At 62.0% G+C, this 24453-nt stretch carries 24 protein-coding genes and 2 pseudogenes; 10 read left to right on the plus strand and 16 right to left on the minus strand.

The features are described 5' to 3' along the window. Position 1 precedes the first annotated feature (1 nt). The 4 genes and pseudogenes from ACLGGT_RS01960 to ACLGGT_RS01975 all read right to left on the minus strand — a co-directional run bounded on the left by ACLGGT_RS01960 (position 2) and on the right by ACLGGT_RS01975 (position 4040). Positions 2–1324, minus strand: coding sequence for an NAD(P)/FAD-dependent oxidoreductase (locus ACLGGT_RS01960; protein ID WP_437194920.1), 1323 nt, complete (start codon positions 1322–1324; stop codon positions 2–4). Between the two features lie 79 nt (positions 1325–1403). After that, positions 1404–2190, minus strand: a pseudogene (locus ACLGGT_RS01965) (dimethylarginine dimethylaminohydrolase family protein). A 24-nt stretch (positions 2191–2214) separates the two neighbouring features. After that, positions 2215–3402 carry a pyridoxal phosphate-dependent aminotransferase gene (locus tag ACLGGT_RS01970; protein WP_437194921.1) on the minus strand — a complete coding sequence of 396 codons (1188 nt, stop codon included), beginning with the start codon at positions 3400–3402 and terminating at the stop codon, positions 2215–2217. Then, on the minus strand, positions 3399–4040 hold the full coding sequence (locus ACLGGT_RS01975; protein ID WP_437194922.1) for a TetR/AcrR family transcriptional regulator: 642 nt from the start codon (positions 4038–4040) through the stop codon (positions 3399–3401). The genes ACLGGT_RS01970 and ACLGGT_RS01975 overlap by 4 nt, the downstream gene beginning before the upstream one ends. A 93-nt stretch (positions 4041–4133) precedes the next feature. On the opposite strand from ACLGGT_RS01975, the gene ACLGGT_RS01980 reads away from it, so the two are divergent. The 5 genes from ACLGGT_RS01980 to ACLGGT_RS02000 all read left to right on the plus strand — a co-directional run bounded on the left by ACLGGT_RS01980 (position 4134) and on the right by ACLGGT_RS02000 (position 8256). Next, positions 4134–4931, plus strand: coding sequence for an ABC transporter ATP-binding protein (locus ACLGGT_RS01980; RefSeq protein WP_081506743.1), 798 nt, complete (start codon positions 4134–4136; stop codon positions 4929–4931). Positions 4932–4969: 38 nt separating this feature from the next. After that, positions 4970–5731: a transporter substrate-binding domain-containing protein gene (locus tag ACLGGT_RS01985; protein ID WP_008280701.1), complete on the plus strand. Its 762-nt coding sequence runs from the start codon at positions 4970–4972 to the stop codon at positions 5729–5731. Between the two features lie 5 nt (positions 5732–5736). Beyond that, positions 5737–6489, plus strand: a complete 753-nt coding sequence (locus tag ACLGGT_RS01990; protein WP_008280702.1) for an ABC transporter permease — start codon at positions 5737–5739, stop codon at positions 6487–6489. Continuing rightward, a complete protein-coding gene (locus tag ACLGGT_RS01995; RefSeq protein WP_037297564.1) occupies positions 6486–7271 on the plus strand; it encodes an ABC transporter permease in 786 nt (261 codons plus the stop codon). Before ACLGGT_RS01990 ends, ACLGGT_RS01995 begins: the two co-directional genes overlap by 4 nt. 121 nt (positions 7272–7392) lie before the next feature. Then, positions 7393–8256 (plus strand): DUF2189 domain-containing protein, encoded by an 864-nt coding sequence (locus ACLGGT_RS02000; protein ID WP_437194923.1) that lies wholly within the window; start codon positions 7393–7395, stop codon positions 8254–8256. On the opposite strand, the gene ACLGGT_RS02005 is transcribed toward ACLGGT_RS02000, so the two are convergent. Further along, positions 8253–8840 carry a riboflavin synthase gene (locus tag ACLGGT_RS02005; RefSeq protein WP_008280706.1) on the minus strand — a complete coding sequence of 196 codons (588 nt, stop codon included), beginning with the start codon at positions 8838–8840 and terminating at the stop codon, positions 8253–8255. The two genes, ACLGGT_RS02000 and ACLGGT_RS02005, sit on opposite strands and share 4 nt — an antisense overlap. A gap of 139 nt (positions 8841–8979) precedes the next feature. Between ACLGGT_RS02005 and ACLGGT_RS02010 the strand changes: the two genes are divergently transcribed. The 3 genes and pseudogenes from ACLGGT_RS02010 to ACLGGT_RS02020 all read left to right on the plus strand — a co-directional run bounded on the left by ACLGGT_RS02010 (position 8980) and on the right by ACLGGT_RS02020 (position 13536). Then, positions 8980–10272, plus strand: coding sequence for a capsule biosynthesis protein (locus tag ACLGGT_RS02010; RefSeq protein WP_437194924.1), 1293 nt, complete (start codon positions 8980–8982; stop codon positions 10270–10272). 146 nt (positions 10273–10418) lie between these two features. Next, complete coding sequence (locus tag ACLGGT_RS02015; RefSeq protein ID WP_008280708.1) at positions 10419–11519, plus strand: polysaccharide biosynthesis/export family protein; 1101 nt, start codon at positions 10419–10421, stop codon at positions 11517–11519. Next, positions 11516–13536 (plus strand): annotated as a pseudogene (locus ACLGGT_RS02020) (capsular polysaccharide biosynthesis protein). Before ACLGGT_RS02015 ends, ACLGGT_RS02020 begins: the two are co-directional and overlap by 4 nt. 12 nt (positions 13537–13548) lie before the next feature. Here the strand turns inward: ACLGGT_RS02020 and ACLGGT_RS02025 are convergent. Genes ACLGGT_RS02025 through ACLGGT_RS02040 form a run of 4 tightly spaced genes read right to left on the minus strand, consistent with a single transcriptional unit; the run spans position 13549 to position 16502 of the window. Beyond that, complete coding sequence (locus ACLGGT_RS02025; protein ID WP_437194925.1) at positions 13549–14481, minus strand: OmpA family protein; 933 nt, start codon at positions 14479–14481, stop codon at positions 13549–13551. Between the two features lie 6 nt (positions 14482–14487). Next, on the minus strand, positions 14488–15060 hold the full coding sequence (locus ACLGGT_RS02030) for a peroxidase-related enzyme (RefSeq protein ID WP_375553077.1): 573 nt from the start codon (positions 15058–15060) through the stop codon (positions 14488–14490). A gap of 3 nt (positions 15061–15063) precedes the next feature. After that, positions 15064–15783 (minus strand): GNAT family N-acetyltransferase, encoded by a 720-nt coding sequence (locus ACLGGT_RS02035; RefSeq protein ID WP_437194926.1) that lies wholly within the window; start codon positions 15781–15783, stop codon positions 15064–15066. Continuing rightward, entirely contained in the window at positions 15780–16502 is a 723-nt protein-coding gene (locus tag ACLGGT_RS02040; protein WP_437194927.1) for a competence/damage-inducible protein A, read from the minus strand. The genes ACLGGT_RS02035 and ACLGGT_RS02040 overlap by 4 nt, the downstream gene beginning before the upstream one ends. A 45-nt stretch (positions 16503–16547) precedes the next feature. Between ACLGGT_RS02040 and sfsA the strand changes: the two genes are divergently transcribed. Beyond that, on the plus strand, positions 16548–17279 hold the full coding sequence (sfsA, locus tag ACLGGT_RS02045; RefSeq protein ID WP_437194928.1) for a DNA/RNA nuclease SfsA: 732 nt from the start codon (positions 16548–16550) through the stop codon (positions 17277–17279). 40 nt (positions 17280–17319) lie between these two features. Next, positions 17320–18132, plus strand: coding sequence for a type I methionyl aminopeptidase (gene map, locus ACLGGT_RS02050; RefSeq protein ID WP_037297480.1), 813 nt, complete (start codon positions 17320–17322; stop codon positions 18130–18132). Positions 18133–18218: 86 nt separating this feature from the next. Here the strand turns inward: map and tsaA are convergent, their stop codons facing one another. The 7 genes from tsaA to ACLGGT_RS02085 form a co-directional block, all read right to left on the minus strand. Then, positions 18219–18692, minus strand: coding sequence for a tRNA (N6-threonylcarbamoyladenosine(37)-N6)-methyltransferase TrmO (tsaA, locus tag ACLGGT_RS02055; RefSeq protein WP_081506755.1), 474 nt, complete (start codon positions 18690–18692; stop codon positions 18219–18221). Between the two features lie 16 nt (positions 18693–18708). After that, a complete protein-coding gene (locus ACLGGT_RS02060; protein WP_008280718.1) occupies positions 18709–19062 on the minus strand; it encodes an H-type lectin domain-containing protein in 354 nt (117 codons plus the stop codon). Positions 19063–19177: 115 nt separating this feature from the next. Then, positions 19178–19603: a F0F1 ATP synthase subunit epsilon gene (locus tag ACLGGT_RS02065; protein ID WP_037297481.1), complete on the minus strand. Its 426-nt coding sequence runs from the start codon at positions 19601–19603 to the stop codon at positions 19178–19180. A 66-nt stretch (positions 19604–19669) separates the two neighbouring features. Beyond that, complete coding sequence (gene atpD / locus ACLGGT_RS02070; protein ID WP_008280720.1) at positions 19670–21094, minus strand: F0F1 ATP synthase subunit beta; 1425 nt, start codon at positions 21092–21094, stop codon at positions 19670–19672. 18 nt (positions 21095–21112) lie between these two features. After that, a complete protein-coding gene (locus ACLGGT_RS02075) occupies positions 21113–21991 on the minus strand; it encodes a F0F1 ATP synthase subunit gamma (RefSeq protein WP_008280721.1) in 879 nt (292 codons plus the stop codon). Between the two features lie 15 nt (positions 21992–22006). Further along, positions 22007–23545: a F0F1 ATP synthase subunit alpha gene (gene atpA / locus ACLGGT_RS02080; RefSeq protein WP_008280722.1), complete on the minus strand. Its 1539-nt coding sequence runs from the start codon at positions 23543–23545 to the stop codon at positions 22007–22009. After that, positions 23546–24112, minus strand: coding sequence for a F0F1 ATP synthase subunit delta (locus tag ACLGGT_RS02085; RefSeq protein ID WP_437194929.1), 567 nt, complete (start codon positions 24110–24112; stop codon positions 23546–23548). It abuts the gene before it with no gap. Positions 24113–24453: the final 341 nt, after the last annotated feature.

The raw sequence follows: 24453 nt of genomic DNA on the forward strand, positions 1-24453 counted from the left end.
CTCATGCTCCTTTTCCCGCCTGCCAATCTTCGACACGGTCCACCACCTGCCGATACCACAGATTCGCAGCCCGTAGGAAATGCGGGCGCTCCCCCGGATGCAGCCAGCTTCGGCTAAGCGGCGTGGCACTATAGGCCGTTGCCCCCCGCGCATCGCCAATCGCCTGATACGCGGCCTTTGATCCCAGCCACGGTGCCATCACCGTGCCCGACCCAGAGAACCCCATCGCGTAATGCACGCCCTCATCATGGCCCACATGCGGCATATGCGAGAAACTATAGCCGGTAAAACCCTGCCACGAATGGCTCAGCTTGACGCCCGCCAGATCGGGCCAAATCCCCACCATAACCTCATAGAGCTGCGCCGCCGCTGCCTCTGGCCCCATTTCGGCCATCGACGCGCGCCCACCGAACAGCACCCGGCGACCATCCGGCGAGATGCGGAAATAGCTGTGCCGCGCCCGCGTTTCGACCATCATCCGCCGCCCCGGCGCGATATGGCCGATCAGGTTCGACGGTAATTCCTCGGTCGCGATGATATAAGACGGCAGCGGAAACACACGCGCCATATGCCAGCGAAACGGTCGGCGGGTGTAGCCATTCGTGGTCAGCACAACCTTGCCCGCGCGGATCACCCCTTTGGCGGTCTGCACCCGGTAGCCCGCCCCTTCCGCCTCGCGCGCTGTCACCGCTGCATGGGGAACCACCGGCACCCCGCGCCTCCGCACGGCTTGCAACAGACCCTGATGAAACTTGGCCGGGTGGAGTGCGCCATGCTCCGGAAAGAGCAGCCCGCCGTGATATTTCTCGGTCGTGATCTCCTGCCCCAGATCGGCACGCTCTATAAGGCGCACCTGCACTTGGGATTTCTCGCCAACAACCTTGGCCATACGACGCTGATTGGCAAAATGCGCGGGCGTATAGGCCAGTTGCACCCGCCCCGTGTTCTGGAAATCGCAGTCAATCCCCTCGCGCACGATCAAGTCCTTGGCCCAGTCGAGCGCGGGCTTGGCCTCGGCAAAGAGTGCATCGGCAACCCCAGCCCCAAACTTCGCCTCCAACTCGCCCCAGCCCAGACGGGGATGTGCCCCGAACATGCCGCCATTGCGCGTCGAGGCCCCATGCCCCGGCTCTGCCGCGTCAACCACCACCACCCGCGCCCCGGCATCATGCGCCGCAATAGCCGCCGACAACCCGGCATAGCCCGCTCCGACCACCAGCACATCACAGGTGTCGGGCAGATCCTCGCCCGCCTCGGGCGCGTTCAGCGCCGACCACCAATACGGCGTGCCCAGATCGGCCTCTCGTGCCCATTCGATCCGCATTCCACTCTCCTGATCTCGCACCGTCATGGCGCAGCTGTGGACCTTACAAAATCCGCTTCATTTCGTAAGGAGTGTAAGATCAAAATCGCAGCGAAAGACAAGACATCCCGCCATCGAGCTTGGCACATTCGCTATTGTCGATCTCGACCACCTCATAGCCATGCGCCGTCAGCATCTCGGCCGTGCGCGGAAACCCGGCGGCCATGATCACCAGAGTGTTGAACCGAATACAGTTACTCGCCGCTTCCTCGCCATCAGGCACTTCGAGCACGTCATATCCGTCAAAACAGCCCGACACCGCCAGCCGGCGCGTGCTCAGGATCGTCTCGGGCCCGACCAAGCCGCAATCGGTCTTGAAATGCAAAACCCCGGCCGGGGTCTCGACCAATCGCAAAGCATATCCGTATTCGCGCACAATATCAGAGAGTTGCGCCACACCCTCGCGATTGGTCCGGGCCGACAACCCCACCAGAATCTCACGCCCCGTCACCAGAATATCGCCCCCCCTCAATGGTGCCGGGCGCGGTAATCTCGGCGATCTTGTCGCCATAAAATCCCGCAATCGCCGGGCGCATCTCGGCCACCTCGCCCATCCGCGTGGGCGCACCGGGGCGCATGGCGATGGCCAATTCGGGCAGGCAAAGCATTGTATCTTCTACGAAAACTGCGTCGGGATAATCCTCCAGCGGGGGCAGTTCGACCACCTCGGCCCCGGTGCTGCGCAGGGTTGCCACATAGGCGGCATGCGCCTCCAGCATCCGCGCCAGATCCGGCGTGCCAATATCTTCGGCCCGCAACCCACCCACAATGCTCCGGCCCGGTTTGCGGGTGATCGCCCGGCGGAATTCATAGCTGGAATTCATCATCTAACCCTCTGTTTAAATTTGATTTCAGGCGATCTTGACGCGCCGCGCATTGGCATGGGCCACGATCCGGTCAATTGCTTGGGCAAAGGGCGCATCCTCCACCGTCAGCGCCAACCGCACCCAAGTGTCCAGCGTCTTGCCAAAGGACGCACCGGGCATCACCGCCACGCCGGTTTTCTCTAATAGATCAAAGGCATAGCTTTCGCCATCCAGCCCCGTCGCGGCAATATCCACCATCGCGAACATCCCCGCCTCGGGGCGATGCACCCGCAATGCCGTTTCCCGCTCCAACCGCGCGGCCAACAATTCCGCCCGCGCTGCAAACCTCTGCCGCATGCCTGCTGCCACATCCGATCCCTCGCGCACCGCCTGTTCGGTCATATCCGCGATAAACGGTTGATTTCCAAAGAGCATCGTTTCGGACAGGGCCAACAGATTGGCGGTAAACTCCAGCGATCCAACACACCAACCACTGCGAAATCCCGGGGCGGCGTGGCTCTTGGAAATCGACGACACCGCAACCACCCGTTCCGCCAAATCCGGATCGGACAGCGGCGAGACAAATTCTGACCCCTCAAACACCAGATCCTCATAGACCTCATCCGAAATGATCCAGAGATCATGGTCGACCGCCAACCGCCCCAACGCCGCAATATCCTCACGGGTCAGAATCGCCCCTGTGGGATTATGCGGCGTGGTCAATAAAATCGCGCGTGTTCTAGGGGTTATGCGCGCGGCCACATCTGCCGCCGCCATCCGAAAGCCATTCTCAGGCCGCAGCGGCACCGGCACCATCGCAGCCCCCGTGGCGCGAATGACGCCCTCATAGGTGGCATACATCGGATCGCCCACCAGCACCTCGGCCCCCTCTTCGGCCACCGCCATCATCACCGCGTAGAGCGCGGTTTGCGTCCCCGGAAAGCACATCACCTGATCGGGGTGAAAGGATAGGCCACTGTTTTTGCTGTATTTTTCCGCCAGGGCCGCCCGCAACCCCGGCTCACCACGCCCGTCCGAATAGCCCGTGCGCCCCGCCTTCATCGCGGCATAAGCAGCGTCCTTCAGACGTTCAGGCGTTGGCACATCCGGCTCGCCAATCGTCAGGCGGATCACGTCGCGGCCCGCGCGCGCCATGTCTTTGGCCCGCGCATGCACTTCCCACTTGGCCCCGCCAAGACCGGCAAGCCGTTCATTTATCGAGGAAAACCTCATGTCTTCGCCGCCTCTTCCAAATCCAGTTGCAAAATCGCCCCCACCGCCGTCAGGGCAATTCCGATCAGTTCATCAGGCTCAAACGCCTCGGGCAATGCGCCCCCTTCCAGCCAGAGCCCGTCAATCACCGCGTTGCAGGCAATCGCCAAGCGCCGCGCCTGCCCTGCGTCCGGCACACGCCCCGCCTCTTCCAGTGCCGCCACGATCAACCGCTCCAGCCGGTCGCGAAAATCGTGATAGGTGCGCGCATGCACCGCGCGCATCCGCGCATCCTGCCGTACATGATTGAGAAACCCGGCCCAAAGCCCGACCGACGCCGCATCCACCACCGGCGGCGTGACCGAGGCCACCACCAGCGCCGCCAGCCGCGCGCCTGCCGTGTTGCACTCTGCAACCCCAGCAAAGGTCTGCTCGGTCAGCCCCGCCATATGCGCAAGATACGCCTCCTGCACCAACTCATCCTTGGTGGAAAAGTAATGCCGGATAAGGCCTTGGGTCACATCCGCGCGTTCCGCGATGGCCCGTACCGTGGCCCCACGCACGCCCTGTTCCGCGATCAGATCAAGTGTCGCCATGACCAGCGCCTGACGACGGCTGTCGGCCCCCTCGCGCCTGAATTTACGGCGTTCTCCAGTCATGGGCACCTCCATCCTCAGCGCGTTCAATTATACGCTTGCATAATTACGACTCTTCCGCCTTACTACAAGCCGAAAAGTGCCAATGCCGGAGACATGCCCGTGACAGCAGAGCCCCGACAATCCCCCGCGCCCGCGCCAGAAGGGACCGCGATCATTGTCGACGACCTGCACAAATCCTTTGGCGCGCTCGAAGTGCTAAAAGGCGTGTCAATGACCGCACAAAAGGGCGATGTGGTGGCAATTATCGGTGGGTCGGGATCGGGCAAATCGACCATGCTGCGCTGTATCAACTTTCTGGAAACCCCCACCTCGGGCCGGATCGTCGTCAATGGCGAGGAAATCGCCATGCGCGCGGATGGTAGCCCCGCCGACCGCCGCCAGATCGAGCGTATCCGCACAAGGCTTGGCATGGTGTTTCAGGCCTTCAACCTCTGGACGCATCGCACCCTCCTTGAAAACGTCATCGAAGTGCCGGTGCATGTACTAAAAACCCCGAAAAAACAGGCGATTGAACGCGCGCGCGCGCTGCTTGACCGGGTGGGGCTTGGCGACAAGGCCGATACCTTTCCCGCCTTCCTGTCCGGTGGCCAGCAGCAGCGCGCGGCCATCGCGCGCGCGCTTGCGGTCGATCCCGCCGTGATGCTGTTCGATGAACCCACCAGTGCGCTTGACCCCGAATTGGTGGGCGAAGTGCTCAGCGTGATCCGCGATCTCGCCGCCGAAGGGCGCACCATGCTGATCGTCACGCATGAAATGAAATTCGCCCGCGAGGTGGCCAGCCATGTGGTCTATCTCTACCAAGGCCGGATCGAGGAAGAAGGCCCCCCCGAGCGCGTCTTTGGCGCGCCGCAATCGGCCCGCCTCAAGCAATTCCTGCAAACCGTCGGATAAGACGGGGCAGATCAAACCAACCAAAAAGGGAGACTGACATGACACTCAAAACCATCCTCGCCGCCGCGACGCTCGCGGCCCTCGGCACCGGGCTTGCCGCGCAAGAGGTCAAGATCGGCATCGCCGCCGAACCCTATCCGCCCTTCGCCTCGCTCGACAGCTCGGGCACATGGGTCGGCTGGGAGGTCGATGTAATCGACGCGGTGTGCAAGGCCGCAGACCTCACCTGCGTGATCACCCCCGTGGCATGGGATGGGATCATCCCCTCGCTTACCGGCGGGCAAATCGACGCCATCATGGCCTCCATGTCGATCACCGAAGAGCGGATGAAAACCATCGACTTTTCCGACCCTTACTACAACACACCGACCGTGGTCGTGGCCGACAAATCGCTCGATCTAGAGGCCACCCCCGAAGGTCTGAAAGGCAAGATCCTCGGCGTGCAGGCCTCGACGATCCATCAGGCCTACGCGCAGGAATACTTCAAGGACGCCGCTGAAATCCGCATCTATCAGACACAGGACGAGGCCAATCAAGATCTGGTCGCAGGCCGGATCGACGCCACGCAGGCCGACAGCATCGCCATGGCGGATTTCGTCGCCACAGACGCCGGTGCCTGCTGCGAGATCAAGGGCAATGTCGCCGATGATCCCGCCATTCTGGGCCTGGGCGTGGGGGCCGGCGTGCGCAAAGGCGAGGACGCCCTGCGCGAGGCGCTCAACAAGGGCATCGCCGCCATTCTGGCCGATGGCACCCATGCGGAGATCACCGCGCGCTACTTCAATGCCAGCATCTACTAAGCACGTTGGAGGCGCTGCTTGACACATTGGGGCTGGCGGAAACCGCCAGCCTCCTCGCGCTTGAACCTCCGGGATGGGGGGCCAACCTCTTGCGCGGGCTGGCCAATTCGCTCCAAATCGCACTTGGCGCTTTTGGCTTTGGCCTTGTGATCGGGCTGGCCGGTGCCTATGGCAAGCTCTACGGCGGACCTCTCTTGCGTGATCTTCTGGCGATCTACACAACGGTCATTCGTGCCGTGCCGGAACTGGTGCTGATCCTCATTCTCTATTATGTGGGCTCTGACCTTATCAATCAGGCCGCCATCGCCATGGGCTATGGCCGGATTGAGATCAGCGGCGTCGTCGCGGGCATCTGGGTCTTGGGCGTGGTGCAAGGGGCCTATGCCACCGAGGTGTTGCGCGGCGCCATTCAGGCGATCCCACCGGGGCAACTAGAGGCCGCGCGCGCCTTTGGCATGCCGCCGCTGATGACGCTACGCCGCGTGACCATCCCCGCGATGATGAGCTTTGCCACACCGGGGCTGGCCAATCTCTGGCTCATCGCCACCAAGGACACGGCCCTCCTGGCCATCGTGGGCTTTAGCGAATTGACCCTAGAAACCCGGCAGGCAGCGGGCAGCACACGGGCCTATTTCACCTTTTTCCTCGCGGCAGGCGCGCTCTACCTGCTTGTCACGCTCTTTTCCGGTGCGATCTTTGCCCGGATCGAAAAATGGGCGCGGCGCGGTCAACCCTCCTTGCGCGAGGGTGGGCGATGAGCGATCTGCGCGCCCTTCTGATCCCGCGCCGCCTGTTCCTGATGGCGCTCTTCGCCGGGTTCGTGATCTGGTGCGCGCTCTCGCTGCGATGGGACTGGCTGCCGCAATACCTGCCTCTGGCGCTAGAGGGGCTGTGGCGCACGATCTGGATCTTGGTGGTGACGGTGGTGCTGGGCTTTGCGCTTGCCGTGCCGCTTGGTCTGGCACAGGCGGCGGGGCCTTGGTATCTGGCAGCCCCCGCGCGCCTCTTCTGCACCATCATTCGCGGCACACCCCTTCTCCTGCAAATCTGGCTGCTCTATTACGGCTTAGGCTCTCTCTTCCCGCAATACCCGTGGATCAGAGGGTCCGAGCTTTGGCCCTATCTGCGGCAGGCATGGCCCTATGCCGTTCTGGCCCTCACCCTATCCTACGCAGGCTATGAGGGCGAGGTCATGCGCGGCGGCTTTGCCAGCGTGCAAAAAGGACAGCTAGAGGCCGCGCGCGCCTTTGGCATGCCGCGCTTCACGATCTTTCGCCGCATTTGGCTGCCGCAGGCCATCCGCAATGTGCTGCCCACCTTGGGGGGCGAAACCATCCTGCAACTCAAGGCAACGCCGCTGGTGGCAACCATCACCGTGATCGAGATTTATTCGGTCTCCAGCCGCGTGCGCGCCGATACCTTTATCGTCTACGAGCCGCTTTTGCTGCTTGCCCTTGTCTATATGATCATTGCGGGCCTCATCGCGCTGATGTTCCGCTGGATCGAAAATCGCGTGCCCTCGCGTCCCCGCCACGGCTGATATCGTCTCATCCCCCATCGGGATGTGACGACAGGCGTAATCCATGCTATCTTGGTCTCACGGCAACGCCACGGCGCGACGCCCAAACTTCGGCATCCGCGCCCCGATAAGGGAGGCCAGAATGACCAAGACCATCGGCAATCCACTCACATGGCTGGCGGGCACCACCGCAAGCGCGGGGCGCGGTGCCTCAGACGCCACAGGTGCCCTGCGCAGCGAGGTTACCACCCCACCCGACGTGCGCACCCTCAGCCACGATGACCTGCGCGACGCCCTGCGCAAAGGGCTGGCCGATTTCGTGGCCCTGCGCAGTGACGTGTTCTTTCTGATCGCCATCTATCCGCTGATCGGAATCACGCTGGCGCTTACCGCCTTTCATTCGGCCAATCTGCACCTGCTTTTTCCGCTGGCAGCCGGGTTCACCCTGCTCGGTCCGGTGATCGGCACCGGGCTTTATGAAATGAGCCGACAGCGTGAAACCGGTCAGGCCACCGGCTGGGGCACAGCGCTGCGCGCCCTGCGCGCACATGTTCTGGGGCCTGTTCTGGTGCTGGGGGTCTACCTGATGGGGATTTTCATCGTCTGGATGTTCGCCGCGAAATATATCTACGACCTCACCCTCGGGCCACTGCCCCCGACCAGCCTCATGGGCTTTGCACAGGATTTGCTGACCACTGCTGCGGGCTGGCAGATGATCGTCTTGGGCATGGCCGCAGGCTTTGTCTTTGCCGCCGCGGTGCTGGTGCTCAGCCTGATTTCATTCCCGATGCTGATTGACCGGCGCGTGGGCCTGCCCGTGGCGGTCATGACCTCTGTCGCGGTGGCCCGGCGCAATCCGCGCATCGTCGCCACATGGGGGCTGATCGTGGCCGGCAGCATGACCCTTGGGATGCTGCCCGCCTTCCTGGGTCTGGTGATCGTGCTGCCGGTCTTGGGGCACGCAACGTGGCATCTCTACCGCGCCGCCGTGCCCAATGATGGCTAGCCCGCCTCGGCCAGCCGCGCCACGTACCGCGCCAGCGTATCAATCTCGAGGTTGACCATATCCCCCATGGCCACATCGCCCCAGGTGGTCACGGATTTGGTATGCGGGATGAAGTTGATCCCGAAATCGCAGCCCTCAACCTCATTGACGGTCAGCGAGGTGCCGTTGAGGGCAACCGACCCTTTGGGTGCGATGAACCGCGCCAAGGCTTGCGGCGCGCGCAGCGTGACGCGGGTGCTGTCGCCCTCATCGCGCAAACCCACCACTTCGGCCAACCCGTCGATATGGCCCGACACGATATGCCCGCCCAATTCGTCGCCCACCCGCAGCGCCCGCTCCAGATTGACCCGCCGCCCCTCAGCCCAACCCGACAGGTTGGTTTTTGATAGGGTTTCAGCGGAGATATCCACATCGAACCAACCGGCCCCTAGCGCCACGACCGTCAGGCACACGCCGTCGCAGGCAATAGACGCGCCGATGTCGATCCGGCCGGTATCATAGCCGGTGCCGATCCGCGCGCGCAGGTCGCCCCGATGCTCTACCGCCTCGATGCGCCCCACATCGGTAATGATGCCCGTGAACATTGACCGCCCTCCTTTTGCTCTGCCGTGACCCCTACCGCCCTCACCGCCGCCAGACAAGAGACCGCAGCGATAGGGGCTTATTTTCGCCCGATTTTTGCAGTAAAAAGCGTGACCGAGCGCAAAGGCAAGAGACACCGCCATGACGGGCCTGACCGGCAAGAACCGCGCGTTTCTGTTTCTTCAGGGACCGCACGGGCCTTTCTTCTACAAACTCGGGCAGATGCTGCGCCGGGCAGGGGCGGATGTCTGGCGCGTGGGTTTCAATGCCGGGGATCAGGCGTTCTGGCGCGAGCGCGCAAGTTTTCTGCCATTTCTCGGTCAGGCCGAGGATTGGCCCGCGACTTTGGCCACCATTCTCGACGACAAACGTATCACCGATCTTGTGCTCTATGGCGATACCCGGCCCATTCACGCCCAAGCCGTCGCCATGGCCCGCGCGCGCGGCCTCACGATCCATGTCTTCGAAGAAGGCTATATGCGCCCCTATTGGGTGACCTATGAACGCGGCGGCACCAACGGCAATTCCCGCCTGATGGAAATGAGCGTGCCCGAGATGCGGCAGGCGCTGGAAAACTCGGACATGGACACCGCCCTGCCCCCTGCCAGTTGGGGCGATATGCGCCAGCATGTGTTCTACGGCGCGCTCTATCACGGATTTGTTCTCTTTCTGAATCGCCGCTATCGCCATTTCCGCCCGCACCGTGCGCTGACCGTGGGGCAGGAATTCAAACTCTACCTCAAACGTCTGGTCCTGATGCCAATTCAGGCGATCGAGCGACGCCTGACCACATGGCGGGTGCGCACCGGCGGCTTCCCCTATCACATCGCCCTTCTGCAACTGGAACATGACGCCTCTTTTCAGGCGCATTCGCCGTTTTCCACAATGACCGAGTTTCTGGAAACCGTGATTGACGGCTTTGCACGTGGCGCGCCACCGCATCACCATCTGGTGATCAAGGCACATCCGCTAGAGGATGGCCGCGCCCCCATTCGCAGCGAATTGCGCCGCCTTGTGCGCGCCTATGGCCTGCACGGGCGGGTGCATTATCTGCGTGGCGGCAAGCTGGCAAAACTCTTGGACGAGGCGCGCTCTGCCGTGACCGTCAACTCCACAGCAGCACAACAGGTGCTCTGGCGGGGCATTCCACTGCGCACCTTTGGTCAGGCGGTCTATGCCAAACCGCAATTCGTCTCGACCAAACCCTTGGCCGATTTCTTTGCCGGAGCAGAGCGCCCAGACCGTCGCGCCTATGCCGATTACCGGCGATTTCTGCTGGAAACCAGCCAGATTGCGGGCGGCTTCTATTCCTCCTCGGGCCGTCGACAGTTGCTGCGTCAGGCGGTCGACATGATGCTTGCCCCCGAAGACCCCTATGATGCGCTGCGCTCAGGCACCGCGGCCCCTCGGCAACAGTTGCGCGTCATCACATAGGCGCAAGCAATGGAAACGCTGGATTTTCACAAGTTTGTTCGCTAGCGTAATCAAAAAAGACCCGAGGCAGAACAAAAACAGGTCGAGGAGACCGAGCAGTGACATCCCGACACACCCGATGGGCGCGCCCTATCGCGCTATTGCTTATGGCATCTCTTGTGGCCGGATGCGGCTTGCCGCGCGTGGGCCCAACCAAACGTGAAATCTACGCCGGATCGGTCCAGAAACAGGGCGACTCCTTTGTCGTGACGGTGAATGACAGGGTGACCCGCGCGACCGCCGTGCAACCGGCGCTTGGCTTTACCGAACAATTCCAAAACGCTGGCCTACTTGGGTCTGACCTCATCAGCCCCGGTGACACGCTGGGCCTCACGATCTGGGAAAACGTCGATGACGGGCTTTTGGCGGGCGAAGCAACCAACCAGACGACCCTTGGCGAAGTGCAGGTAGACGGCTCTGGCTTCATCTTTGTCCCCTACGCAGGCCGGATCAAGGCCGCAGGCAACACACCCGAAGGTGTCCGCCGGGTCATCACCGAGAAACTCGAACAGCAAACCCCCGATCCACAGGTCGAGGTGCGCCGTTTGGCTGGCAATGGCTCGACAGTGGCAATCAGCGGCGCAGTCAGCGGTCAGGGCGTCTATCCGATCGAGGCCCCCACGCGCACCCTCTCGGCCATGATCGCCTCGGCAGGTGGCATCGCGATCCCGCCAGAAGTGGCACAGATCACCGTGATCCGGGGCGATCAACGCTCCAAGGTTTGGTTTCAGGACCTGTTCAAATACCCGCAATTCGATATCGCCCTGCGCGGCGGTGACCGCATCTTGGTCGAGGCCGATACCCGCGCCTATACCGCCCTTGGGGCCACCGGTGCGCAATCGCGCGTGACGTTCGAAACCCAGACCCTCAGCGCGCTTGAGGCCATTGCACAGGTGGGTGGCCTTTCGACCGCTGCCGCCGATCCCACCGGCGTCTTTGTGCTGCGCAACGAACCGATGGAAATCGCCAATCAGGTTCTGGGCCGCAACGATCTTCAGGGCGCGCAACGTCTGGTCTATGTGCTTGACCTGACCAAGCCCAACGGCTTGTTCCTGGCGCGCGACTTTTCGATCCGTGACGACGACACAATCTATGTGACCGAGGCACCGTTCACGCAATGGTCGAAGGTCATCGGCGCCTTTACCGGCACGCTTGGCGCGGTTGGATCGGTATCAACGGCGTCCTCAACTCTCTCGGGCGACTTTTGAGCCAGCCCTCTGACGGGCAACCCGCTGGCGAGGCTCGGGCCTCCCGGCGGGTTTTCTATTTCAACGGCGGGTTTCTCTGGCAACGCCGCCTGCGCCGCATCCTGACATTGGCGGGCTATGACCTCAGCCTTGGGCAACCCGGCACCGAGGATTTGATTGCCGTCTGGGGCCGCAGCCCCTATGCCGCGCGCGGCGAGGGGATGGCGGCCCGCACTGGTGCCGGTCTGCTGCGGATCGAGGATGCCTTTCTACGCTCACTCCAGCCGGGGCGCAGCGGCGCGCCGCCCCTTGGTCTGGTGATCGACCGACGCGGCATCTATTTCGACAGCCGCCACCCTTCGGATCTCGAGCATCTACTGGCCACGCACCCGCTCGACGATACGGCTTTGCTGAACCGCGCCCGCAGCGGCATGGCGCGCCTGCAAGAGGCGCATCTAAGCAAATACAGTGCCTTCGACCCGCAAACGCCCTGCCCCGATCCGGGCTATGTGCTGGTGATCGACCAGACCCGCGGCGATGCCTCGGTCACGCATGGCGGGGCCGATGCCAACACCTTCCGCGAGATGCTCTATTGGGCACAAGAGGATCACCCCGGCGCGCGGATCGTGATCAAGACCCATCCCGAAACCGCCGCAGGCCACCGCCCCGGCTATTTCACCGCCAAGGACGAGAGCGCGCGCATCCGTCTTTTGTCCGATCCGGTCAGCCCATGGGCGCTGATGGAAGGGGCCATCGCGGTCTATTGCGTCACCTCGCAAATGGGGTTCGAGGCCATTCTGGCCGGACACCGCCCAAATGTCTTTGGCCAGCCGTTCTATGCGGGCTGGGGCCTTAGCGAGGATCGCCACCCCCTGCCCCTGACCCGCCGGGGCCGCAACCTCACGCGCGCGCAGCTCTTTGCCGGGGCGATGCTGCTCTATCCCACATGGTATGACCCCTACCGCGACCGGCTCTGCGATCTGGATCAGGCAATTTCGGCACAAGAGGCCGAAACACGGGCTTGGCGCGAGGATCACGCCGGATGGCAGGCCCATGGCATGCGCCTGTGGAAACGCGCGCCGCTCCAAGGCTTCTTTGGCACGCATCGGCGGGTGGTCTTTGGCGGCACGCCCCAGCCCGACCGCCGCGTCATGGTCTGGGCCTCACAGGCCGAAAGAGCCCCAGAAGGGGCCGTGCGCATCGAGGACGGCTTCTTGCGCTCGCGCGGGCTCGGTGCCGATCTTATCCCCCCCTGTCGCTCGTCTGTGACGATCTGGGCATCTACTATGATCCCACGCGCGAAAGCCGGTTAGAGCGCCTGATCGCCACCCGCACCCGCCTGCGCCCCGATCAAGAACGCCGCGCCGAGGCGCTGATCGCAGCACTGACCCGGCATGATCTCAGCAAATACAACCTTGGCCAATCGGTGCCCGACCTGCCCGAGGGGCGGCGTATCCTCGTGCCCGGTCAGGTCGAAGATGATGCCTCGATCCGCCTTGGGGCTGGGGCGATCACCAGCAATCTCGCCCTCTTGCACGCCGCACGCGCCGCCAACCCGGATGCCGTGATCCTGTACAAACCCCACCCCGATGTCGAAGCAGGGCTGCGCCCCGGCGCCGTGCCACCGGATGCCGCCCGCGACCTCGCCGATCTCATCCTCGATCACACCGATCCCGCCCGCGTGCTCAGCATGGTCAACGAGGTCTGGACCATGACCTCGCTCTTGGGGTTCGAGGCGCTCTTGCGCGGGGTGCGCGTTACCACAACCGGCGCGCCCTTTTATGCCGGATGGGGGCTGACCCGTGATCTGGGCGACATCCCGGCGCGACGCAGCGCACGGCCTTCGCTGCCCGGTCTTGTGCATGCGGCACTCATTGATTATCCGCGCTACCGCGATCCCGTGACCGGGCGACCATGCCCGGTCGAGGTGGTTGTCGAACGGCTGGCGCATGGCCCCCTACCCCGGCCCGGCCCGGCCAACCGCTTGCTCGCCAAGCTGCAAGGCGCGCTCGCCTCACATGCGGCTTGGTGGCGCTGAGCAGCGCGCTTACTACGGCTCCGCGTCCAATAGCACAACCTCAACCCGGCGATTGCGTTCACGCCCCTCTGGGCTGGTGTTTGAGGCAATCGGGGACAGATAGCCGATCCCATGCGCTTCAACCTGCGCCGGGGCCACGCCATGTTGCTCGACCAAAAGGTTCAAAACCGCCTCGGCGCGGGCGCGCGAAAGGGCGCTGTTCTGCTCCAGCCCCCCAATGCTATCGCTATGCCCGACTAGGGCCACCCGTGTCTCTGGCGACGCCGTCAAAAACTCCGCCAAGGTCACAAGACTGCGATAGGGACCAGCCCCAAGCGCATTATCCCCCAGGCCAAAATCCAAACCCTCCAGCACTGCATGCCCCTGCGTTTGCAACGCCTGCACAAGATCAACGCGCGGCAACGCTTCGCGCTCCTCCGCCGGAATGGGCTGGATGGTGTAGCCTTCGGCCAGCGTTGTCACCTCCAGAACTTGCACATAGCCTGTGCGCCCACTCTGACTGACGATAAGTGCGGCATGCTCCTGCGTCGCGCCCATGCCCCGTCGCAGCAACAGATAGCGATAGTCGAAGAGATCAAGAAACATGTCAGGCGCGGGCAGCGTTGGCAGGGCAAAGCGGAAATCAAAGCCGCCACAGTCCAGAGCTTCGCAAGCAAACACCGCCTCCCAGCCCGCGCCCTCCAACTGATCGCGCAATGGCGTCAAAAGTTGCAGCGTCGTGACCCCCTGCACCGGCATCCGCCAAGCCCGGCTGACAATACGCCCCTCAAGCTGCAAGTTTGGCACATCCGTCCCCGAATGCGGCCCCGTCGGCAGGCGCACCGTATCCGCCTCTCGGATCACCTCGCGCGTCTGGCTGGCCCCCGCAGGCAGGGTCAGATCAACCGCAACCGCCGGGCCGCCCGCCAGAAAACTCCATAGCAAAAAAGGGATAACGCGCCGCATCAGACCTTAGCGCGCCTGCGCGTGATACTCGGGGTTAGGCTGCATGCCCGTCGCCGAGGCCACGCGATTGGTCATGTTGAAGAACCCCGCAACATTGGCGATGTCCCAGATATCGCGCGCACTCAAACCCTGATCGCGCAGCGCCTGACGATCGGCTTCAGAAATCTCAGACGAGGCGCGCGTGATCTTTTCGGCAAAGCCCAGCATCGCACTCTGCCGCGCATCCAGCTTTGCCGCGCGCCAATTCATCACCATCGCCTCACCAAGCGCCGGATCACCAGAGAGTTGCCGCACCGCCGCGCCATGCGCCACCTGACAATACCAGCATCGGTTGATCGAACTGACCACGACCGCGATCATCTCGCGCTCCAGCTTGCTCAACCCGCTCTCGGCCAGCATCAGGTTGTTGTAGAGCGTGGTAAAGGCATTCAGCTTGTCGATGTCAAAGGCATAGGCCCGCAGCACATTGGGGATCATGCCCAGTTTCTCGGCGCAGATGTCGAAATACTTCTGTGTCGCCTCTGGCAACGGGTCAAGCATCGGCAAATCAAGCGCTGTGGGCTCGGATGGCTTGGTCATGTCTCACTCCTTTTGCCGGTAATGGTAGTCGCCAACATGGGCAAACCCCATCGCCGTATATAGCCCATTGGCCCCCTGATTGCTCTTGGTGCAGATCACCGACAGATACTGCGCACCCTCTGCCTGCGCCCAAAGCGCCGCCTGTAGCATCATCAGCCGCCCCATCCCGGCGCGGCGGTGACGGGCGTGAACCTCCAGCGCATGCACCATGGCCACGCCCGCGTGAATCGCGGCAAAGCCGGTGGCGGCGGGCTGATCCTTATGCCTGCCAAAAAGCCCGGTCTTGGGGCCGGTAACACGCTCCATCACCGCAATACGCGCCGGGCCAATACCCCCATCAGCCCAGATTTCGCGCATGATTTCAAGAGGCTCCCAAACCGCAAAGGTGCTGACACGCGGCGGCTTTTCGCCTGTCAACGCCGCAACCGGCACGACATAGAGGTTAACCGGGTCAACCACCTCATATCCCTCAGAGGCCAAAAGCGCATCCAGCGCGCCATCCCCCTCGCGCACCTGAAAGAGCGGGCCTTGCCCGAGCGCGCGCATTGCCATCTCGGCGGTGAGCAGTTCCGCGCCCGTGATCGGCCCCGTAACTGTTGCAGCAGACACGCGCTTGCCACCACCCTTGCCCTCGCGCAGGGTCACAGGACCAAGCTGTTCGCAGCGCGCAGGCGGCCACGTGGCCTCGGTCACCGCATAAAGCGTCTGCACATCAGGGCTCATGCCGGAAACATCTCCGCCAATTCAGAAATCGCAGCCTCAAGCCGCGCACCATCCTGCCCACGCATCACGATCTGCGCCCCGTAACACCCATCGCGGATAAACGGGTAAGAGCCGATGCTGAGGTCAGGATACCTCTCCGCCAGATCGGAAAGAGGCCCTGCAATATCGCCCTCGCCGCGCCGGATTTCCAGCGCCTGCGACAGGATCGGCGCACCGCCCGTCAGCTTGGGCAGCACAGAGGCCAGCATCGCCTGAAAGATCGACGGCACCCCGGCCATCACATGCACATTCTCGATGGTAAACCCCGGCGCGGCGCTGATCGGGTTATCAATGAGCGTGGCCCCGTCCGGAATACGCGCCATGCGCAAACGCGCCGCGTTCAATTCCTGCCCCCGCGCGTCGTAATGCGCGGCCAGAATGGCGCGCGCGTCGTCGCGCACCGAAATCGGTCGATCAAAGGCCGCAGCCACATTCTCGGCGGTGATATCGTCATGGGTCGGGCCAATGCCGCCCGAGGTGAACACATGGTCATACCCCGCGCTCAGCGCCTGCACCGCCGCAACAATAGCGCCGGGATCGTCGCTGACCACGCGCACTTCCCTAAGGTCGATGCCGACCTTCGTCACCTCGCCCGCCAGATAATGCATGTTGGCATCGCGCGTGCGCCCCGACAGGATTTCGTCTCCGATGACAAGCATGGCAGCGGTCGGGTTGGGCATGGCAGACTCCTTGATCCGGGGACAAACCCGGTATAGGCGCAGGTCATGCGCTTTCAAACCCCTCTTGTGCAGGCTGTGCTGCTGCGCCGCTACAAACGCTTTCTCGCCGATATCCGCCTGATGGATGGGCGAGAGGTTACGGCGCATTGCGCCAACCCTGGCAGCATGATGGGGCTGGCCGATCCGGGGGCAACCATCTGGGTCGAACCCAATGACGATCCGCGCAAGAAACTCAAATTCGGCTGGCGGTTGCTGGAGCGTTCGGGCGGGGATTTCGTCTGTGTCGATACGGGTCTTGCCAACCGGATCGTCAGGACCGCGCTTGAGGCGCGGAGAATCCCGGAACTGGCCGGCTATGACCGGGTGCGCCCCGAACAAGCCTACGGCACTGCCAGCCGAGTGGATTTCCTGCTTTCGGGCGCAGGCCTGCCCGATGCCTATGTCGAGGTAAAATCCGTGACCCTGTCACGCACGCCCGGTTTGGCCGAGTTCCCCGACAGCGTCACCGCACGCGGCGCGCGGCACTTGGGGGATCTGGCCGAAATGGCCCGCGCCGGGCATCGCGCCGTGCTCTTTTATCTGGTGCAACGCAGCGATGCACAGGCCGTGACCGTGGCCCAAGACATCGACCCCACCTATGCTAACGCCCTGCAGCACGCCCGCGCGGCAGGGGTCACAGTGCTGTCATATCGTGCCAATATCACCCCGCAAGAGATCACAATTGGTCATGGCCTGCCCCTTGCAAACGACCCCCCTCTGGTCCTTTCGCGCAAATAGCCCTAGATAAACGGAAAATGCACACCATACGAGGCCGGACGTGAACGAAACACATCGAGGACGATTGACGCGCGAGGGCATCCGCATCCATGAGACTGCGGATTTTGCTGGTATGCACCGGGCCGGGGCACTTGCCGCGCAAATCCTCGACGAAATCGCAGAGCATGTCTTTGTCGGACAAACCACCGCCGCCATCGACAAGCTGATCGAGGACAAGGTTAACGCCTCTGGCGCGAAATCCGCCACCATCGGGTATAAGGGCTATCAGCACGCCAGCTGCATCAGCGTCAATCACGTGGTCTGCCATGGCATTCCCGGCGACAAGGTGCTCAAGGATGGTGACATTCTGAACGTCGATGTGACGGTGATCGTGGATGGTTGGTTTGGCGACACGAGCCGGATGTATGTAGCAGGCAAACTCAGCCGCAAATCCGAACGGCTAATCCAGGTCACACATGACGCCCTGATGAAGGGGATCGAAGCCGTGCGCCCCGGTGCCACCTTTGGCGATATCGGCCACGCGATCCAATCTTACGTCGAGGCGCATCGCATGTCGGTGGTGCGTGATTTCTGCGGGCACGGCTTGGGCCGCGTGTTCCATTCACCACCCAATGTGCTGCATTACGGGCGGGCAGGCAGCGGGCCGCGTCTGGAAGAAGGCATGTTCTTCACCATCGAGCCGATGGTCAATCTCGGACGCCCCGAAACCAAAGTGCTCGCCGATGACTGGACCGCGGTCACCCGCGACAAATCTCTGTCGGCGCAATTCGAACATTCCATCGGCGTGACCGCCACCGGCGCCGAGATTTTCACCCTCTCGCCTGCGGGAAAATTTCATCCGACATGGGCGTAAAACCCCTGCGGGTTTGATCGTGATCGAAACGAATTTCAAAGAGCGTTGATAGGCTGCTCTCACCAAAATAGCGGTAAATCAAACGGCTATAGCGGCTTTGCCGGGGCCTGTGGGGTAAACTCGCAACGATCAGGCTTGATGTCCACCAAAGGCGTGCCATCCAGACAATCCAGCCCCCGAACGATCAACACCGCCCCCTCTACCCCGATCAGGCGCACCTGCGACGTGCCAATGGGATTGGGCCGCTGCGGCGAGCGCAGGGCAAAGGTGCCAAAATAGCGCGTACCATCCCCTTTCGGGTTCTGCCGCACCAGATCCCGCCGGGACCGGTCCAACCAATACAGAATTTCAAGATGCTTATAGGCCGCGATTCCCTCCAGCGCCGCGACCCAAGGTGCAAACACCTCAATCCGACACTCTGGTCCCTCCAGCTGCCCCTGCCGCGGGCACTCTTCGCGCCGGGTCCATGGGGTGTTGATCCGACCAATGAAATGCAGCGCGGCATCCTGCCCCTCTGGCAGCACCGTGGTCTCCTCGCCCGGACGCAATCGCATGTCCATCCCAACGCTCTCCGCCTCAGTAAACGTCTTGCCAGTCATCCTCGTGGAACACCTCACCAAGCGCCATCCAACGCACCCGCACCCGGGCCACCCGCGTATCCGCCCAAGTGCGGAACACGATCTCAAACCCATTTGGCGTGATCTTTTCCGCCGTCACATCGGCACGGGCATTGGTGGCGCTGTCCATATCCCAAAGCGACAGGGCCACATGCACCGCAGGTTCGGACTTGAACGGGCTGGCAAAGGTGATCAACTTGCGCCGCTCACGCGCGCCTGATCCGGTCCACATTTCGCCCCCATCAGCAAAATCTGAAAAGAGGACATCATCCCCCTGTTCGATCCCAATAGCTTGATTGATCAAGAATTTCATATGATGCCTTCCGAAACTCTGGCGAGCCTACACCGATTTTCCGGCAAAATTGAGAGCAAAAAAAAGAAAAAAGGGCCGCAGAACGGCCCCTTTGATAGCAGAATCCGCCGCAACCTCAGTTGGAAGACAACCCGATATGGTCGCCTACAGCCACCATATCCGCCAAGAGCTTGGCCATCTCGTCGACAGGGCCGGGCTCATTGACGAATTTTTCCTGCGCATGCGCCAACTTGTCGGTCGCCGCATCCACCATCGCCTTGAACGCTTCGCGCGTCATATCCTCACGCGCAACGGCCTGCTCCGCAAGAACGGACACGCTCTTGCCGCTGATCTCGGCGAAACCGCCGGTCACAACATATTCCTTTTCGCCCGATGGCCCCGACACCCGCAGGATACCGGGCCGCAGCGTGGTGATGAGCGGGGCGTGATCGGCCATGGCGGTCAGATCGCCCTCAGCCCCCGGAATGCTCACCTCATGGGCAGCAACCGAGGCCAAAAGCCGCTCGGGGCTCACCAGATCGAATTGCACTGTTTCAGCCATCTCGGCCTCCCTCATGGTGTCAGGCCCGCGCGGGGATCACCCGCGCAGGACCGTGACAGGCGTTGATCAGGCCGCGTCAGCAGCCATACGTTCGGCTTTGGCGAGCACGTCGTCGATGCCGCCCACCATGTAGAAGGCACCTTCGGGCAGGTGATCATACTCGCCCGCGACCACGGCCTTGAACGATTTGATCGTTTCTTCCAGCGGCACCTGAACCCCGTCAGAGCCGGTGAACACCTTGGCCACGTCGAACGGCTGGCTGAGGAAACGCTGGATTTTCCGGGCACGCGCCACGGTCAGTTTGTCCTCTTCGCTCAGTTCGTCCATGCCCAGAATGGCGATGATGTCCTGAAGCGATTTGTAACGCTGCAAAATCCCCTGCACGTCACGCGCAACCTGATAATGCTCTTCGCCCACGATCTGCGGGTCCATCAGACGCGAGTTCGAGTCGAGCGGGTCCACAGCCGGGTAAATACCAAGCTCGGAAATCGCACGGCTAAGAACGGTCGTTGCGTCAAGGTGGGCAAAGGTCGTGGCAGGTGCCGGGTCGGTCAAGTCGTCCGCAGGCACGTAAACGGCCTGAATGGACGTGATAGACCCCTGCTTGGTCGAGGTAATGCGCTCCTGCATGGCACCCATGTCGGTGGCCAGCGTCGGCTGATAGCCCACGGCAGACGGGATACGACCCAACAGCGCCGACACCTCGGACCCTGCTTGCGTAAAGCGGAAGATGTTGTCGACAAAGAACAACACGTCCGACCCGGACTGATCGCGGAACTGCTCGGCCAGCGTCAGGCCGGTCAGGGCCACACGCGCACGCGCCCCCGGAGGCTCGTTCATCTGACCATAGACAAGGGCCACTTGGCTTTCTTCCAGATTATCGGGCTTGATCACGTTGGATTCGATCATCTCGTGATACAGGTCGTTCCCTTCACGGGTCCGCTCACCCACACCGGCAAACACCGAATAGCCCGAGTGCACCTTGGCGATGTTGTTGATCAGTTCCATGATGAGAACCGTCTTGCCCACACCGGCACCGCCGAAGAGGCCAATTTTGCCGCCCTTGGCATAGGGGGCCAGCAGGTCCACAACCTTGATCCCCGTCACGAGGATCTCGGATGCGGTCGACTGCTCGGAAAACTCCGGCGCAGGCTGGTGGATAGAGCGGTATTCCGTGGCCTTGATCGGCGCGCCCTCGTCCACCGGCTCACCGATGACGTTCAGGATGCGGCCCAGGGTCGCGTTGCCCACCGGCACCGAAATCGGCGCACCGGTATCGCTCACGGCCTGACCGCGCACGAGGCCTTCGGTCGCGTCCATCGCGATGGTGCGCACGGTGTTCTCGCCCAGATGCTGCGCCACTTCGAGGATCAGCTTCTTGCCGTGGTTGTCGGTCTGCAGCGCGTTCAGAATGGCTGGCAGATCGCCGTCAAATTGAACGTCCACAACGGCGCCAATGACCTGCGTCACCTTGCCTTTTGCATTTGCCATGTTTCGTCTCCGGTTCTCTTACAGCGCTTCCGCGCCGGAAATGATTTCAATTAGCTCGTTGGTGATCACGGCCTGACGCGAACGGTTGTATTCAATCGTCAACCTGTCGATCATATCGCCAGCGTTGCGCGTCGCATTGTCCATCGCGGACATACGCGCACCCTGCTCAGAGGCACCATTTTCCAACAGCGCGGCAAAGATCGCGGTCGCCACCCCACGCGGCAAGAGATCGGCAAGGATCGCCTGCTCGTCGGGCTCGTAATCATAGAAGCTGTCGGTATCGACCTTGCCCGCCGTGGTGTCCACGTCAAACGGGATCACCTGCTGCATGCTCGGGATCTGGCTGACGACGTTCTCGAACCGCGAAAAGAAAATCTTCGCGACATCGAACTCGCCCCCGTCGAACCGCTTGAGCACTTCGGCCGCGATCCCTTGGGCATCGGCATACCCAAGGCGCTTGACCTCGCTCATGTCGACGTGACCCACGGAATATTGACCAAAGTCGCGCTTCATCGCGTCACGGCCCTTCTTGCCAACGGTCAAGATCTTGACCGTCTTGCCCTTGGCCAGCAACTCGGCGGCATGGGTTTTGGCCAGCTTGGCGATGTTCGCGTTGAAGCCACCGCAAAGGCCCCTCTCGGCAGTCATCACCACCAAGAGATGCACCTTGTCCTCACCCGTGCCCGCCAAAAGACGCGGCGCATTGGCCGCATCCCCGACAGAGGCCGCAAGCTTGCCCATTACCGCGTTGAAACGCTCGGTATAGGGGCGGGCCTGCTCGGCAGCATCCTGAGCGCGGCGAAGTTTTGCCGCGGCAACCATCTGCATGGCCTTGGTGATCTTGCGGGTCGATTTGACCGACGCGATCCTGTTTTTCAGGTCCTTGAGATTCGGCATTGCCTTATCTCCCCCTTATGCGAAGTCAGCGGCGAATTCGTCCAGCGCAGCTTTGATACGGTCCTCGGCCTCACCCTTGATCTTGGGGTCTTCCTTGGTGATGTATGCCAGCAGATCGGCATGTTTGCCGCGCAGGTGCTTGAGCAGACCTTGCTCATAGCGGCCCACTTGGCTCACCGGGATCTTGTCCAGATAACCCTTGGTGCCCGCATAGATCACGCAGACGATCTCGGCATTGGTCAGCGGCGAATACTGCGGCTGCTTCATCAACTCGGTCAGACGCGCACCACGGTTCAGCAACTGCTGCGTTGCCGCGTCAAGGTCGGACCCGAACTGAGCAAAGGCCGCCATCTCGCGATACTGCGCCAGTTCCAGTTTCACCGGACCCGCGACCGACTTCATCGCATTGGTCTGAGCGGAAGAGCCCACACGCGACACCGACAGACCGGTGTTCACAGCCGGACGGATACCCTGATAGAACAGTTCCGTCTCAAGGAAGATCTGGCCGTCGGTGATCGAGATCACGTTGGTCGGAATAAACGCCGACACGTCGCCACCTTGGGTTTCAATGATCGGCAGCGCGGTAAGCGAGCCCGAACCATTGTCACTGTTCAGCTTGGCCGAACGCTCCAGCAGACGGGAGTGAAGATAGAACACGTCCCCCGGATAGGCTTCACGACCGGGCGGACGACGCAGCAACAGCGACATCTGGCGATAGGCCACGGCCTGCTTGGAAAGGTCATCGTACACGATCAGCGCGTGACGGCCATTGTCGCGGAAATGCTCGGCCATCGCGGTTGCGGAATAGGGTGCCAGGAACTGCATCGGCGCGGGGTCCGACGCGGTGGCGGCCACGACGATCGAATATTTGATCGCGCCGCTCTCTTCGAGCTTTTTCACCAGCTGCGCCACGGTCGAGCGCTTCTGGCCCACAGCGACGTAAACGCAATAGAGCTTCTTGCTCTCGTCGTCGCCCGCCGCTTCGTTATAGATCTTTTGGTTCAGGATCGCGTCCAGCGCCACGGCAGTCTTGCCGGTCTGACGGTCACCAATGATCAGCTCGCGCTGACCGCGACCGATCGGGATCATGGCGTCCACGGATTTGAGGCCAGTCGCCATCGGCTCGTGCACCGATTTACGCGGGATAATGCCGGGGGCTTTGACGTCAGCCAGACCGCGGGTCTTGGTTTTGATCGGGCCCTTGCCATCCAGCGGGTTGCCCAGACCGTCCACAACGCGGCCCAACAGCTCGTCGCCAATCGGCACGTCCACGATGGACTTGGTGCGCTTGACGGTGTCGCCTTCCTTGATGTCACGGTCCGACCCGAAGATCACGACACCGACGTTGTCGCTCTCAAGGTTCAGCGCCATGCCCATGATCGAGCCCGGAAACTCGACAAGCTCGCCAGCCTGAACATTGTCCAGCCCGTGAACCCGTGCGATCCCGTCACCCACCGAGAGAACCCGGCCGATCTCTGCAACTTCGGCGTCTTGGCCAAAGTTCTTGATCTGGTCCTTCAGGATCGCAGAAATCTCTGCTGCTTGGATACCCATTTATCCGACCTCTTTCATTGAATTCTGGAGGGAATCGAGCTTGGAGCGGATCGACGTGTCGATCATCTTCGAGCCCATCTTGACGACTAGACCGCCGATGAGGCTTTCATCAACGGTCGCATTGATCTTGACATCCTTGCCCACGCGCGCCTTCAGCGCTTTGGCCAGCTTGTCGGACTGCGCCTTGGTCAGCGCCTTGGCACTGGTGACGTCGGCGCTTACTTCGCCCTTGTCTTCGGCAATCATGGCGTTGAGCTGCGTAATCAGTTGCGGCAGCACAAACAGCCGCCGCTTCTGGCCCATCAGCGCCAGACCATTCTGAAGCTCGGGCAGCAGCTTCATCTTGGCCGCCACGGCGGACATCGCAGAACCCTGCACATCCCGGCTCAGAACCGGCGAGGCGATCATCGCACGCAGGTCGTCGCTGTCATTCAGCGCCTGTGCCAGATCAGTGAGATTGCTTTCGAGTTTGGCCAAGCCTTTGGCCTCTCTCACAAGCTCGAATATCGCAGTGGCATAGCGCGCGGCAATGCCAGTAGAGATCGAAGCTGGTTCGGACACGTCCACCCTTCCGATAATCTGGCCCCGGTTGGTCAGGCGTGACGCGGGGTCACATCCGGGGACGTTGGCATAGGTTGCGCCCAACGACGCACCCAAATTCGGCTGCGGTGTAGCAGAGCCTTCCCAAGCGGGCAAGCCGCTTGAAAACTATTGTATACTAATGAATACAGCGCAATTTCAAATACTTAACTCAGGTGCGACCTATTGCGCGCATTTTAATCTTCAAAAAGTTTCACTTTTTACTACGAAATGGCGATTCCCCTCACGAATGCCCCGCCCAAAGCATGGTCAAGCGTTAACGCTATCAGTGTTTTTGAGAGGCGTCGCGCGATTTTTGCGCCATCGGC

The sequence above is a fragment of the Roseovarius sp. MS2 genome, assembly GCF_051447875.1.
Classification (GTDB): Bacteria; Pseudomonadota; Alphaproteobacteria; order Rhodobacterales; family Rhodobacteraceae; genus Roseovarius; species Roseovarius mucosus_A.